Genomic DNA, 14001 nt, shown 5'->3' on the forward strand with positions numbered 1-14001 from the left:
GTTCAGGTTGGAGACCCAGTCATGTCAGCCGGAATGATGGAAAGACGCCACGGGATTCGGGTTTTCGAATCGTCGTTTTGCAGCGCTTGCACCGTCCCTACGCCAGTATGAACTGGATCAGGTTCAACGGGTCACCGCGCTGCCATGGTCCTTAGCGGGATTGGCGTAGCGATATCTCAGCCCCTTGTCGGGACACCCCTGGTGAATGCGTGAAGTGTGGTCAAAAGCGGTCCCGCTGTCAACGCGGGAGGTAACATTCAGGCGCCGGCGCGCGGCACCTCGAACTGCTGGCCTGGTCGCAATCCCTTGAAGCGGTCATTGCCGATACCCGCTGCCGACATGGCGGTCACAAGCGCCTTCGGCGGATCGTCGATCCCTTCATTGGTCAGCTGGAAGGTGCCGAAATGGTGGCCGATGCCGAAGGATGCACCGCTCAAGCGGAAGCCTTCGATCGCCTCTTCCGGGTTCTGATGTTGCGCCTTCATGAACCAGCGAGGCTCATAGGCACCGATCGGCATGATCGCGAGCCTGATGTCGCCGTGCTTGGCCTTGAGCTCGCGATAATGCTTGCCCTCGGCATAGCCGGTGTCGCCGATATGGTAGATCTTGCCGCCCGGTGTCTCCAGAACGAAGGCCGCCCAGAGCGCCATGCGACGGTCGCCCATACCGCGCGCCGACCAGTGGTGGCAGGGCTCGCAATGAATGGTGACGTCGTTGCCAATCTCGATCCGGTCACCCCAGTCCATGACGTCAGCCTCCAACCGAGGCACGTCGCTGCGAATGATCGTGTCGTTTCCGAGCGGCGTGACGAGGCGCGGGCTGTCGCGCTCGATCAGTCGCTTCAGGGTCGCGATGTCGAGATGGTCGTAGTGGTTGTGCGTGACGATCACGATGTCGATCTTCGGCACATCGTCGAAAGCGACACCCGGCGGATTGTTGCGCTTCGGTCCGGCAAACGAGACGGGGCTTGCCCGTTCCGACCAGACCGGATCGGTCAGGATGTTGAGCCCCGCCGTCTGGATGAGAAGCGTTGCATGGCCGACCATGGTGACGACCAGTCGGCTCCCTTCGACACGCGGCTCCGGCCTGGTCGTAACGAAATCGGCCGCAGCCACGGCCTTCGGCCAGTCTATCTTGCCGCCGCCGAGCTGCCAGCGCAGGAGATCGGTGAAGCCACGGGGCTCTTCGCCGCCCGGGTTGAAGAACACCTTGCCGTCGAAATGATCCGAGATCGGACCGGTGTAATAGCGATTGCCCGCCTGTGCTTCGCGCAAGCCGAGACCTCCGATTGCAGCGGCGACGAGCCCGAAGCCTGACCATTTGAAAAAACTGCGTCTGTTCATGGCTCACCCATATGTGGTTCTGCCGTTTCTACGGCAATAGGCGTGGCGCGGATTGTCGGATGGCCGCGATCTCCCCGGAAATCGGGACTTCGCTTGACTTCCCGGGTGTTTTCCTGTTTATCCGCCGCAATCTGCGAAGAGACGAGAACTCCGAGCCGCCGACCGGGACCCGAAAAGGTGTAAAGAGATCCCGGAGGTCAACACCCGACAGCGCGATGCGCCCTCGGGTGCTTTTTGGCTTTGCGTCTTGTTTTCCGCGTGGAGAAGACCGAGGTTTGGGTTTCCCCGAACCATGCAAGGAAGAGCCGATGTTTGAAAACCTCCAGGACCGTCTTGGATCCATTCTGAATGGACTGACCGGCCGTGGCGCACTGTCCGAGGCGGATGTCTCGGCTGCTCTGCGCGAGGTCCGTCGTGCCCTTCTCGAGGCCGACGTCGCTCTCGAAGTCGTCCGCTCCTTCACCGACAAGGTCCGCGAAAAGGCCGTCGGTGCCGCCGTTCTGAAGTCGATCAAACCCGGGCAGATGGTCGTCAAGATCGTCCATGACGAGCTGGTCGAAATGCTCGGCACCGAAGGGGTGTCGATCGACCTCAACGCACCGGCCCCCGTCGTAATCATGATGGTCGGTCTGCAGGGTTCTGGTAAGACGACCACCACGGGCAAGATCGCCAAGCGTCTGACCGATCGCGAGAAGAAGAAGGTCCTGATGGCCTCGCTCGACACGCGTCGGCCGGCCGCCCAGGAACAGCTTCGTCAGCTCGGCGTCCAGACCGGCATCGATACGCTGCCGGTGATCGCCGGCCAGTCGCCGACCGATATCGCATCGCGTGCTGTGCAAGCGGCCAAGCTCGGCGGCCATGACGTGGTCATCCTCGACACCGCCGGCCGTACGCATATCGACGAGCCGCTGATGATCGAGATGGCCGAGATCAAGTCTCGCGCCAAGCCGCATGAAATCCTGCTCGTCGCCGACTCGCTCACCGGGCAGGACGCCGTCAATCTGGCGCGCAATTTCGACGAACGCGTCGGCATCACCGGCCTCGTTCTGACCCGCATGGACGGCGATGGCCGTGGCGGTGCGGCGCTCTCGATGCGTGCCGTCACCGGCAAGCCGATCAAGCTGATCGGCGTCGGCGAAAAGATGACGGAGCTCGACGAGTTCCACCCCCGCCGTATCGCTGACCGCATTCTCGGCATGGGCGACATTGTCTCGCTGGTCGAGAAGGCCGCCGAGAATATCGATGCGGAAAAAGCCCGCGCCATGGCCGAGAAGATGGCCAAGGGCAAGTTCGACCTCAACGACCTGGCCGAGCAGATCAAGCAGATGCAGGCCATGGGCGGCATGGGCGGGATCATGGGCATGATGCCGGGCATGGCGGGCATGAAGGACAAGATTTCCGCCGCCGGCCTCGACGACAAGGTCTTCAAGCGCCAGCTCGCCATCATCTCCTCGATGACCAAGGCCGAGCGCGCCAATCCGGACATGCTGAAGCATTCCCGCAAGAAGCGCATCGCGGCCGGCTCCGGCACGGATGCTGCCGACATCAATAAGCTTTTGAAGATGCATCGCCAGATGGCCGACATGATGAAGGCCATGGGCGGCAAAGGCAAAGGCGGCATGATGAAGCAGATGATGGGCGGCCTGGCCTCGAAAATGGGCCTCGGCGGCATGGTTGGCGGCATGGGCATGCCGGATCTGTCAAAAATGGATCCGAAGCAGCTCGAAGCGCTGGCCAAGCAGGCGGAAGCCGCCGGCATGAAGCCGGGCGGCCTGCCCGGTCTCGGTGGCGGCGGTCTGCCGGGCCTTGGTGGAGCGAAGCTTCCCGGCCTGGGCGGCGGTGGTTTCCCGGGCCTTCCCGGCCTGCCGAAGAAGAAGTGAGAGGGCGCCGATGATTGATCCGTCCGTCAAGGAGCAGCTTTCCGGCTATCGCCAGTCGATCGACAACATCGACGCGGCGCTGGTCCACATGCTGGCGGAACGCTTCCGCTGCACCAAGGCTGTCGGCGTGCTGAAGGCCACACACGAATTGCCGCCCGCCGATCCGGCGCGCGAGGAATACCAGATTTCCCGCCTGCGCCGTCTGGCCCAGGATGCCAATCTGGATCCGGATTTCGCCGAGAAGTTCCTGAACTTCATCATCAAGGAAGTCATCCGGCATCATGAAGCCATTGCCGCCGAACATGGCGGTGTCACCGAAAAGACCGCCTGACGGCGGCCTCAACAAGAATAGGGTTCGCTGCGGCGGCCTGAACTAAACCTCAAGGAGTAATTACATGTCCCTCAAGATTCGTCTCGCCCGCGGTGGTTCCAAGAAGCGCCCGTACTACCAGATCGTCGTTGCTGACGCCCGCGCTCCGCGCGACGGCCGCTTCCTGGAGAAGGTCGGTTCCTGGAACCCGATGCTCGGCAAGGACAACGAAAAGCGCGTTGAACTCAACGCTGACCTGATCAAGGAATGGATTGCCAAGGGCGCCCAGCCGACAGACCGCGTTCTGCGCTTCCTCGCTGAGGCCGGCCTGGCCGAACGCGCTGTTCGCAGCAACCCGGACAAGGCAAAGCCGGGCAAGAAGGCCCAGGAACGCGCTGCCGAGAAGGCACAGAAGGCTGCCGACGCCGCGGCCGCTGCTGCAGAAGCCGCTGCGGAATAATCGATCTTGGATCGTTGCAGGCGGGCGGTGGGTCTCCCACCGCCCGTTTTTGCGTTTTCTTTGCCCTTGGTTCCGCCTAAAAGGGTGGAGCGAAGAGAACATGTTTCAGGACTGCATATCGCCATGAGCACGCTGGAAAATCCGATACTGATGGCCGTCATCGGCGCCGCCCAGGGCCTGCGCGGCGAAGTGCGGGTAAAGACCTTCACCGAAGATCAACTTGGGCTGGCTGATTACGGCGTCCTCTACAGTGCCGATGGCCGCAAATTCGAGATCCTCGACATTCGCGACGGCAAGACCGTAGCCATTGTCCGGTTCCGTGGCATCAACGACCGCAACGCGGCAGAAGCGCTGAACGGCACCGAACTCTTCGTCAACAGGGACGCGTTGCCCGACGAGGATCTCGACGATGACGAGTTTTACTATGCCGACTTGGAAGGCCTCCAAGTCTATGACGCCGAGAACAACCATTACGGCGCAGTCACTGCGGTTTATGATTTTGGCGCCGGCGACCTTCTGGAGCTGAAAGGCCCCGGTAAGCGCCCTGTTCTCATTCCCTTCTCCGAAGCGGCCGTCCTTGAGATCGATCTCGAAGGTGGACGCCTGCTGGTCGATCCCATCGCAGCTGGCCTAAAGGACGATGGCGAGGAGAAGCCCTATGGCGCCGGTGGAGGAATGCCGCGCCCGAATGGGCGTCGCTGACCCATGGGTTTCAAGGCTTCGATCCTGACGCTCTATCCGGACATGTTTCCTGGTCATCTGGGCCATGCTCTCGCGGGACGCGCGCTTGAGCGCGGCGACTGGTCGCTGGAAGCCGTGCAAATCCGCGACTTCGCCGAAGACAAGCATCGAAGCGTCGATGATACCCCCTCCGGCGGCGGCGCCGGCATGGTCCTTAAGCCCGATGTTCTCGCGCGCGCCATTGATTCCATAGCCGACGATGGAAGACCTCGGCTGCTGATGAGCCCGCGCGGTTGTCCGCTCACGCAAGAACGAGTCCGCGCCCTTGGCGCTGGCGAGGGGGTGGTAATCGTCTGTGGCCGTTTCGAAGGTGTCGATCAACGCGTAATTGACGCGCGCCAGTTGGAAGAGGTGTCGGTCGGCGATTATATCCTCTCCGGCGGTGAACCGGCGGCCTTGACCCTTCTCGATGCCGTCGTGCGCATCCTCCCCGGCGTGATGGGTAACCAGCTTTCCGGCGTGCATGAGAGCTTCGAGGGCGGATTGCTGGAACACCCGCAATACACCCGGCCCCAAATCTTCGAGGGCATGGAGATCCCGCAGATCCTCATGTCGGGTAATCACGCGGCCATCGAGAAGTGGCGTCATGAACAGGCTGTTGTCCTGACGCGCGAAAGGCGTCCCGATCTTTTGCCTATTCAGCCGGTGAAGAAGTAATAGGCGGCGAGCCCGAGCCCTGCAGCCACCACCACCCAACGCAGCACGGTCTGCGGCACCTTCTTGGCGACGGCCACCCCGGCATAACCACCCACTGCCACGGCCGGAATCATGATGGCGGCATGCAGCCATGACAGCGCACCGGCGCTCGCAAAGATGACGATGGCGACGGCCGCAATGACGATCGACAGGAAGTTCTTTAACGCATTCAGCCGGTGATAGTCGCCACCGCTGGCCAAACCAAGCGAGGCCAGCATCATGATGCCCATCCCCGCTCCGAAAAATCCGCCGTAAAAGGATGTGATGCCTTGCAGACCCAGCCCCAGCGGGCTTGCCGCATGGCTTTCGCCCTGTGTTTTCGGCCGCAGCTTCGGACCGGCTGCGAAAACCGCAGTCGCGCCGAGCAGAAGCCAGGGCACCATCGAGCGGAAAGCCGGGTTTGACAGCGAAATGAGGAAAAGGGAACCGCAGACAGCACCTATGACCGAAACAATGGCCAGGAGGACAGCACCGCGCCACATGGTCTTGAACTCACGCCTGTAAGCCAAAGTCGAGGTGATGTAGCCGGGAAACTGGATGACCGACGAAGTCGCATTGGCTGAGATCGGAGGCAGTCCGGCCAAGGTGAGGGCACCGAAGGTAAGAAACGTCCCCCCGCCTGCGATCGCGTTGACAGCACCGGACAAGAACCCGGCGACGAACAGAATGGCGATCAGGGCAATGGACATGTAGGCTTTGTCTCCAACATTGAGGCCGTCTTACGGAGAGCACCCTGCCCAGGACGGGCGCAACGCCCTGTGCAGCAAGAGAAATTGCGTGACCAAGGGGTGACAAGCCGCCCGCCATAGTGTAATGGCGCCTTCGGACATGGGCACAAGCCCGTCTGCCAAAACAAAGAACTGCGTATCCGCTCCAGCCTCTCGAGGCAAGATCCCAAGGCAATGACCCAAGGGATGATCGTTGAGCGCTCTGGCTGTTTCAGAAGAAATTGAGGTTAGACATGAACATCATTCAGCAGCTGGAAGCCGAACAGGCCGCCAAGATCGAAGCCAAGCGCAAACTTCCGGATTTCTCCCCGGGCGACACGCTGCGCGTCAACGTCACCGTCAAGGAAGGCAACCGTACTCGCGTGCAGGCCTATGAAGGCGTTTGCATCGCTCGTTCGGGTGCCGGCATCAACGAGAGCTTCACGGTTCGCAAGATCTCCTACGGCGAAGGCGTCGAGCGCGTATTCCCGGTCTACTCGCCGCTCGTCGAAGGCGTCGAAATTGTCCGCCGCGGTAAGGTCCGTCGCGCCAAGCTGTACTACCTGCGCGATCGTCGCGGTAAGTCGGCTCGTATCGTTGAGAACACCGGCACCCGCGCCCGCAAGCTGAACGACGCCGAACGCGCCGCTGTTGCCGAAGAAAAGGCACGTCTGGAAGCTGAGAAGGTCGCAGCAGCACAGGCTCTGGCCGCCGAAAAGGCAGCAGCCGAAGCCGCTGAAAAGGCCGCTGCCGCAGAAGCCGCTGCCGCTGCAGAAACCTCGGCTGAATAAGCTGATCTGGGCGGATCGTCCGCCCTTTCAAACTCTTTGCGAAGGCCCGGCTCTGTCCGGGCCTTTTGCGTTTCTGTAAATAATGAGGATTTGAGGGTTTGCCTCAGAGGCTGACACTGATTGCTCCGCCGGCCACAATCAGGCAAGCCAGCAGCCGCCGGAGCGTCAAAGGCTCACCAAGGACGAGAGCCCCGATCAAGACGGCAAAGACCACGCTTGTTTCGCGCACCGCCGTAACAAGACCGGCCGGAGCATAAGCGTAGGCGACGACAACCAAACCATAGGCCAGCATGGCGACAACACCGCCACCGGCCGCCTTCCAGGTGGCCGGTGCACGCAGGTCGATGCTCAGCCCGCGACGGGTGACGATATAGGCGAGCGTGATCATGATACCGAAGAGAAAGAGCACCCAGAGCGCATAGGAAACCGGCTGGGCGACCAGCTTCACACCACGGGAATCGACCGTGGAATAACAAGCGATGATCAACCCGGTGGTCAGCGCAAACAGGATCGATGAGGTCGCGGCCCGCGTCTTGCCCAGCGACAGGCTCATGATGCCGGCCGCGATCAGCACCACGCCAAGCGTCTGGAACGGCCCGAGCACCTCACCAAAGAACAGAAAGCCTCCCAGCGTCACCAGGAGCGGTACGGTGCCACGCACGATCGGATAGACCTGGCCGAGTTCGCCATGGCGGTAAGCGGCCACCAGGAAGAGGCTGTAGCCGACCTGAAGGCAGGCGGAGAGCAGAATATATGGCCAGGCCGGAGCAGCCGGAAACGGCAATGCGAAGAGAAAGGGTAGCGTGATGATGCTGCCGGCCAGACTCATGATGGTAATCGACCAGAGCCGGTCCGCACCCGTGCGCAAGAACGCATTCCAGCTGGCATGAAGAATAGCCGCGATCAGGGCTAAACAGACGGCAACGATACTCACGACCGCGACCTGCGGCAGGAAACAAGGCTGGTGCCTAATGACATGGAAAAAATCCGGAAGCGCAGCATGACAATTTTATGACAGCCCGACGATAGCGTCTTCCATCGCCGTTGCAATCCAGAGCAGCGTTACACGCAAAAAAGAAACCGCCCGCAACGAGGCGGGCGGTCCGATGTCATTGGAAGCGGGAGGGAGCTTACTGCCAGTCGCGGATATCGACGAAATGACCGGCAACGGCAGCAGCAGCAGCCATGGCGGGCGACACAAGATGGGTGCGGCCCTTGAAGCCTTGGCGGCCTTCGAAGTTACGGTTCGACGTGGAAGCGCAACGTTCACCCGGCTTCAGCCGGTCGTCGTTCATCGCGAGGCACATCGAGCAACCCGGCTCACGCCAGTCAAAGCCGGCTGCCTTGAAGATCTTGTCCAGACCTTCGGCTTCCGCCTGTTCCTTGACGAGCCCGGAACCCGGCACGATCATCGCCGAGACAGTCGACGCAACGGTCTTGCCCTCGACGACCTTGGCCACTTCGCGCAAGTCTTCGATACGGCCATTGGTGCAGGAACCGATGAAGACGCGATCAACGGCGATATCGGTGATCTTGGTTCCGGGCGTCAGGCCCATATACTCAAGCGCACGCCACTTGGAGGTGCGCTTGTTCTCGTCCTGGATGTCATCCGGGTTAGGCACCACGCCCTGCACGGAGATGACGTCCTCCGGCGAAGAGCCCCAGGACACGATCGGCGGCAGCTTGGCGGCATCGAGCACGACGACACGATCATAGTGAGCGCCCTCGTCGGTATGCAGGGTCTTCCAGTAGGCAATCGCCTGCTCGAGCGCTTCCCCCTTCGGCGCGCGTGGCTTGCCCTTGATGTATTCAAAGGTCTTTTCATCAGGCGCGATCAGGCCAGCGCGCGCGCCTCCTTCGATCGTCATGTTGCAGATGGTCATGCGGCCTTCCATCGACAGCGCGCGGATTGCTTCGCCGGCAAACTCGATGACATGGCCGGTACCGCCGGCCGTACCGATCTCGCCGATGATCGCGAGAATGATGTCCTTGGCGGTGACATGGTCAGGCAGAACGCCGTCGACACGCACCAGCATGTTCTTGGCCTTCTTTTGGATCAGCGTCTGAGTGGCCAGCACATGCTCGACCTCGGAGGTGCCAATACCGTGCGCCAGCGCACCGAAAGCTCCGTGAGTCGATGTGTGGCTGTCACCGCAGACGATGGTCATGCCCGGCAGCGTGAAGCCCTGTTCCGGGCCTACGATGTGCACAATGCCCTGGCGCTTGTCGGAGGCCGAGTAATATTCGACGCCAAATTCGGCTGCGTTATTGGCGAGCGCTTCGACCTGGATCCGGCTTTCCTCGTTCTTGATGCCGAGGTGGCGATCGGGCGAGGTCGGTACATTGTGGTCGACAACGGCCAGCGTCTTCTGCGGCGCGCGCACTTTGCGGCCAGTCATGCGCAGCCCTTCAAAGGCCTGCGGTGACGTCACTTCATGGACGAGGTGGCGATCGATATAGAGAAGACAGGTACCGTCATCTTGGCGGTCGACGACGTGGTCGTCCCAAATCTTGTCGTAAAGGGTGCGGGGTGCGCTCATGGGTGCGTTCCATCCAGACTGAGGAAAAGGGGAAACTTCAATTTTTGAAAGTCAGGTCGATGCCGCAGTCGCGGCGGATCGCGATCAGCCTCGAAGGCTGGCGAGTGCGCCGGAAACGCGCGCAAAAAAGCGTGCCGGCAGACGCTTATGGTCCTGCAGCACGATAAACTGGTTTCCGAGACATCCGAATTTCGATCCCATGGCGCGCTTCTTACCATTTCTCGTCGAAAACGGCAATTCGATTCGGATCAAACGATCGCGCTAGTCGTCGCGACGTGCCCCCCGCTGCCGCATGCGTCTTTCGAAGTTGCGAAGCAAGATCGACAGCCCGATGGTCAGGACCAGATAGACATAGGCCACAATCGAATAGGTTTCGAAGAAGCGGAAGGAGCCGGAGGCATAGACTTTGCCCATCTGTGTAATGTCGGCAACACCGAGGACGGAAACCAGAGATGAGTCCTTCACCATTGCGACGAAATCATTCGACAACGGCGGGAAGATGACCCGGATGGCCTGCGGAAAGACCACGAGACGAAAGCGCTGACTGCGGCTGAGACCAAGTGCCTTCGCGGCCTCGATCTGCCCCTTGTCGATCGACTGGATGCCAGCCCGGAAGATCTCGGCAATAAAGGCCGAGTAACCGATCATCAAGGCGATGATCGCACGCCACATCAGAGAAACATCCCGCACGACCATGGGCTCGAAGAAACCGGCATGGATGAGCGGACTGGCGATCAGGTTAAACAGCGCAACAAAAGCCGGGGCTCCGACAAAAGCGATGTAGAACAGGAGAACCAGGATCGGGATCCCCCTGACGACTTCGACATAGAACCGCGCGGTCTGGCGAAGGACCAGGTGGTCCGACATGCCGAGCAGTGCGATGAGCAGGCCGAGCGCCGTCGCCAGCAGGAATCCTATAAGCGTCACGAAGACGGTGACGCCGAGGCCTTTCACGACCGTGTTGAACACCTGGGCGTAGAGATCACTGAAGAAGATGACCAGACCGAGCGCAACGGCCAACACGACGAAGGCGACCAGCCACCACGGCCGGTCGCCCTTTGGATCACCCTGGGGCAGAGTTTGAAACGCCATCAGCCGCTGACCTTCGGGACAGAGGCAACCAGGCCGCTCATTCGCCCATCTTGTAGTCGAGGAACCACTTCTTGTTCAGCGCGTCCAGCGTGCCATCGGCCTTCAGCGCTGCAATCGCCGCATTGACCGGCGCCACGAGGTCGGAGCCCTTCGGGAAGATGAAGCCGAAATCTTCCGTGCCGAGCGGCTCGCCGACGATCTTCAGAGCCCCGTTTGAGGCTGCTACATAGCCGTTTCCGGCCGTGCTGTCGGTGAGGACGAGATCGACGTCTCCGGCCTTCAGCGCTTGGACGGTTGCGCCAAAAGTCTCGAACAACTTGATGCGTGGGTTCTGCTCATTGCCGTCGAGGACTTCATAGACAGCCGTATAGAACGGGCTCGTGCCCGGCTGCGCGCCGACGAGGCCGCTTTCGAGTGCGGCAAAGCTCTTCGCATCGGTGAAACGGCTCTCGTCACCGCGCACCAGCATCAGCTGTTGCGAACGCATGTAAGGGTCCGAGAAATCGACCTTCTCCTTGCGGTCTTCCTTGATGGTGATGCCAGTCATGCCGATGTTGTACTGGTTGTCCGAAACCGCCTGGATCATCGCATCCCACGAGGTGTTCTGATACTCCACCTTGAAGTTCAGTCGCTTGGCGATCTCATTCATCGCGTCGTATTCCCAGCCGATCTGCTGGCCGGTCTTCGGATCGACGAATTGCAGCGGCGGATAAGCATTCTCCGTCACGACGATGACCGATTTGCCGCCAAGGTCCGGCAGCGTTTCGGCATGGGCGGCAAAGGGCAGAAGCGCAAGGGTGGACAGACCGGCGAGCACAGCGCGGCGAAACAGCATGGAAATCTCCAAAATTTGTGGCATCTCAGAGTGTCACATCTTGTTCCCGGCTGGCAAGGGACCCGCACTGAGCGAACCAATGACTTCACAATACGACTGGCAAGGAGGGCGCTCGGCGCACTGCGCCTTCCGGGAGGGACCTGAGCCGATCAGACGCAGTTCGAAGAAATGCCAGCAGAAGCGAAACAGCCCTTCGAACCGGTGATCAATCAGAAGGCGGCCGTCTTCGGGTCAGGGCCGATGCGGGCACCTGCGTCGTCGAGGCCGTTCAGCACGCTTAGGTCGTCATCAGCGAGCTCAAAATCGAAGACGTTGAAGTTTTCTGCGATGCGCGCCGGTGTCACCGACTTCGGGATGACGATCAGGCCGTTGTCGATATGCCAGCGGATGATCACTTGCGCCGGTGTGCGGCCAATGCGGCCCGCTATCTTCGCGATCTCAGGATGGTTGAGCAGCTTGCCCTGGCCAAGCGGGCTCCAGGATTGGGTCGCGATCTTGTACTTCTCATGAAAAGCGCGCGCCTCTCGCTGCTGGAAGTCCGGATGCAGCTCGATCTGGTTGAGAACAGGGACGACACCCGTCTCGCCCACAATTCGCTCGATATGCTCGGGATAGAAGTTGGACACACCGATCGACTTTGCCCGTCCCTCCTCCCGGAGTTTGACGAAGGCCTTCCAGGTATCGACGAATAGGCCACGGTGAGCGGACGGCCAGTGAATGAGGTAGAGGTCAACATAGTCGGTGCCGAGGCGCTTCAGGCTGGCGTCGAAGGCCTTCAGGGTCTGATCGTAACCCTGATCATTGTTCCACAGCTTCGTGGTCAGAAAGATGTCCCGGCGGTCGAGGCCTGATCCACGGATACCCTCGCCGACACCCTCTTCGTTCTCGTAGACGGCGGCTGTGTCGACGTGACGATATCCGACGTCGAGAGCTGCTTTGACGGCGGGCGCCGCCTCGTCATTTGGGGTCTGCCAGACGCCCAGTCCGACCTGGGGGATCGTCTTGCCGTCGTTCAGGGTGATGATGGATTGATCGGTCATGGGAGAAGCTCCGGAAAATTGAATGATACGCCGGCAGGCCAAGCGCCGTGGAATTGCGGACAGGCTGCAAAGGTGGGGCTGGCACTGTTCCTATAGGTAGGCCGGATGCCCCGCATTGAAAGACGTGAACGTCCAGATTTAGCATCAGCTCTGTCAGAGAACCTGCAACCGCGTGCCAGGACCAAGATGCGGCAACAGGCGTTTCATGTCCTGTGGGCTGATGGCGACACACCCCTCCGTCGGTGCGTAATCCTCGCGCGCAATATGAAAGAAGATCGCCGACCCGCAGCCGCGTTTGCGCATGCGCATATTCCAATCCATCACGACACAGACATCGTAAAGCCGATCCTGACGCTTGAGCGTCTCGTGACCTGCGGTGAAGGGAGCGATGACCGGTCGATTGTAGCTTGGATGACTGGGCGCGTCACACCAGAGCATGGTCGCGCGAATAGGCACAAGGGGAAGCCTCGTTTGCAACGGTGTCTTCCTGTCACTGCGGAAATAGGCAAACCGAAGCGGCATGATTGCAATGGGCGTGGCGCCATCCCCCTCCCGCTTGCGGCTCGTTCGACCGCTTCGCCCAATCGCTGCGGGAATGCGAAGGCATCCTGCTTGTAAGATCGCACGGCTTCGAGAGAGCGGGGTCGGTCGCACCAAAATTCGCGTGATCGCTTTTCCTTGTTTCGTTGCGCTTCGCAGTCGAATGCTCACGAGATTTTGCCTTGTTCGTGAAGAATGTTGTATTCATAGGGCTTCAATGCCTGCCACGCAGGCTTACATGGCCTTCGTTAAAGCGACAAGCTTCGGTAAGGATCACTCTGGAAGGAAGACGAATGACGACGCGGACCATTCTGCTGGTGGATGACGACGATGATCTGAGGCAGATCCTGGTCGAGCAGCTTTCGCTCTATGAGGAGTTCTCGCTGCTCCAGGAAAGCAACGCGACCCGGGCCATGCAGACGGCAAAGGCTGCTCAAGTTGACCTGATGATCATGGATGTCGGTCTGCCGGACATGGACGGTCGCGAAGCGGTGAAGCTGCTGCGCAAGGGCGGCTTCAAGTCGCCCGTGATCATGCTGACGGGCCACGATACCGATTCCGATACCATCCTCGGCCTGGAAGCCGGGGCCAACGATTATGTCACCAAGCCGTTCAAATTCGCCGTGCTTCTTGCCCGCATCCGCGCCCAGTTGCGCCAATACGAGCAGAGCGAGGACGCGACCTTTGGAGTAGGCCCTTATCTGTTCAAGCCGAGCCAGAAGCTGCTGACGACCGAGGACGGCAAGAAGATCCGCCTGACCGAGAAGGAATCGGCCATCATCCGTTATCTCTACCGGGCCGGACAAAAAGTGGTCACCCGCGACATCCTGCTGGAAGAAGTGTGGGGCTACAATTCCGGCGTCACGACACACACCTTGGAAACCCATGTCTACCGGCTTCGCCAGAAAATCGAGCGCGACCCTTCCAACGCCGAAATCTTGGTGACGGAGAACGGTGGCTACAAGATCGTCCCCTGACGGTTCGAGACAGGTAGCGACAGACGGGGATGAGACTGGCCTGAGGGTC

The 14001-nt window shown here is 60.5% G+C and carries 15 protein-coding genes and 1 riboswitch; of the genes, 7 read left to right on the top strand and 8 right to left on the bottom strand.

Going from position 1 to position 14001, the window contains the following annotated elements; genetic code table 11:
• Positions 1-76: 76 nt before the first annotated feature.
• Positions 77-210: riboswitch (TPP riboswitch) on the bottom strand.
• Between the two features lie 47 nt (positions 211-257).
• A complete protein-coding gene (locus FJQ55_RS16330; protein ID WP_140829794.1) occupies positions 258-1343 on the bottom strand; it encodes an MBL fold metallo-hydrolase in 1086 nt (361 codons plus the stop codon).
• A gap of 308 nt (positions 1344-1651) precedes the next feature.
• On the opposite strand from FJQ55_RS16330, the gene ffh reads away from it, so the two are divergent.
• From ffh to trmD, 5 genes are all read left to right on the top strand, one after another.
• Positions 1652-3223 (top strand): signal recognition particle protein, encoded by a 1572-nt coding sequence (gene ffh / locus FJQ55_RS16335; RefSeq protein WP_140829796.1) that lies wholly within the window; start codon positions 1652-1654, stop codon positions 3221-3223.
• Between the two features lie 10 nt (positions 3224-3233).
• On the top strand, positions 3234-3554 hold the full coding sequence (locus FJQ55_RS16340; RefSeq protein ID WP_113377843.1) for a chorismate mutase: 321 nt from the start codon (positions 3234-3236) through the stop codon (positions 3552-3554).
• Between the two features lie 64 nt (positions 3555-3618).
• Positions 3619-3993 carry a 30S ribosomal protein S16 gene (rpsP, locus tag FJQ55_RS16345; protein ID WP_140829798.1) on the top strand — a complete coding sequence of 125 codons (375 nt, stop codon included), beginning with the start codon at positions 3619-3621 and terminating at the stop codon, positions 3991-3993.
• A 123-nt stretch (positions 3994-4116) separates the two neighbouring features.
• Positions 4117-4695: a ribosome maturation factor RimM gene (gene rimM, locus FJQ55_RS16350; protein WP_140829800.1), complete on the top strand. Its 579-nt coding sequence runs from the start codon at positions 4117-4119 to the stop codon at positions 4693-4695.
• Between the two features lie 3 nt (positions 4696-4698).
• On the top strand, positions 4699-5391 hold the full coding sequence (gene trmD / locus FJQ55_RS16355) for a tRNA (guanosine(37)-N1)-methyltransferase TrmD (RefSeq protein WP_140829802.1): 693 nt from the start codon (positions 4699-4701) through the stop codon (positions 5389-5391).
• Here trmD and FJQ55_RS16360 read toward each other — a convergent pair.
• On the bottom strand, positions 5373-6119 hold the full coding sequence (locus FJQ55_RS16360; RefSeq protein WP_140829804.1) for a sulfite exporter TauE/SafE family protein: 747 nt from the start codon (positions 6117-6119) through the stop codon (positions 5373-5375). The genes trmD and FJQ55_RS16360 overlap by 19 nt on opposite strands.
• Positions 6120-6391: 272 nt before the next feature.
• Between FJQ55_RS16360 and rplS the strand changes: the two genes are divergently transcribed.
• Positions 6392-6928, top strand: a complete 537-nt coding sequence (gene rplS / locus FJQ55_RS16365; protein ID WP_062281921.1) for a 50S ribosomal protein L19 — start codon at positions 6392-6394, stop codon at positions 6926-6928.
• 103 nt (positions 6929-7031) lie between these two features.
• On the opposite strand, the gene FJQ55_RS16370 is transcribed toward rplS, so the two are convergent.
• The 6 genes from FJQ55_RS16370 to FJQ55_RS16400 form a co-directional block, all read right to left on the bottom strand.
• On the bottom strand, positions 7032-7862 hold the full coding sequence (locus FJQ55_RS16370) for a DMT family transporter (RefSeq protein ID WP_140829806.1): 831 nt from the start codon (positions 7860-7862) through the stop codon (positions 7032-7034).
• Positions 7863-8058: 196 nt separating this feature from the next.
• Complete coding sequence (gene leuC / locus FJQ55_RS16375; protein ID WP_140829808.1) at positions 8059-9468, bottom strand: 3-isopropylmalate dehydratase large subunit; 1410 nt, start codon at positions 9466-9468, stop codon at positions 8059-8061.
• Between the two features lie 261 nt (positions 9469-9729).
• Positions 9730-10560, bottom strand: coding sequence for an amino acid ABC transporter permease (locus tag FJQ55_RS16385; RefSeq protein ID WP_140829812.1), 831 nt, complete (start codon positions 10558-10560; stop codon positions 9730-9732).
• Positions 10561-10597: 37 nt separating this feature from the next.
• Positions 10598-11395: a basic amino acid ABC transporter substrate-binding protein gene (locus tag FJQ55_RS16390; RefSeq protein ID WP_140829814.1), complete on the bottom strand. Its 798-nt coding sequence runs from the start codon at positions 11393-11395 to the stop codon at positions 10598-10600.
• A 209-nt stretch (positions 11396-11604) separates the two neighbouring features.
• On the bottom strand, positions 11605-12435 hold the full coding sequence (locus FJQ55_RS16395; RefSeq protein WP_140829815.1) for an aldo/keto reductase: 831 nt from the start codon (positions 12433-12435) through the stop codon (positions 11605-11607).
• 153 nt (positions 12436-12588) lie between these two features.
• On the bottom strand, positions 12589-13092 hold the full coding sequence (locus tag FJQ55_RS16400) for a L,D-transpeptidase family protein (RefSeq protein ID WP_140830068.1): 504 nt from the start codon (positions 13090-13092) through the stop codon (positions 12589-12591).
• 176 nt (positions 13093-13268) lie between these two features.
• On the opposite strand from FJQ55_RS16400, the gene FJQ55_RS16405 reads away from it, so the two are divergent.
• On the top strand, positions 13269-13952 hold the full coding sequence (locus FJQ55_RS16405) for a response regulator transcription factor (RefSeq protein WP_062281907.1): 684 nt from the start codon (positions 13269-13271) through the stop codon (positions 13950-13952).
• The last annotated feature ends 49 nt before the right edge of the window (positions 13953-14001 follow it).

Source organism: Rhizobium glycinendophyticum, from assembly GCF_006443685.1.
Taxonomy (GTDB): Bacteria; Pseudomonadota; Alphaproteobacteria; order Rhizobiales; family Rhizobiaceae; genus Allorhizobium; species Allorhizobium glycinendophyticum.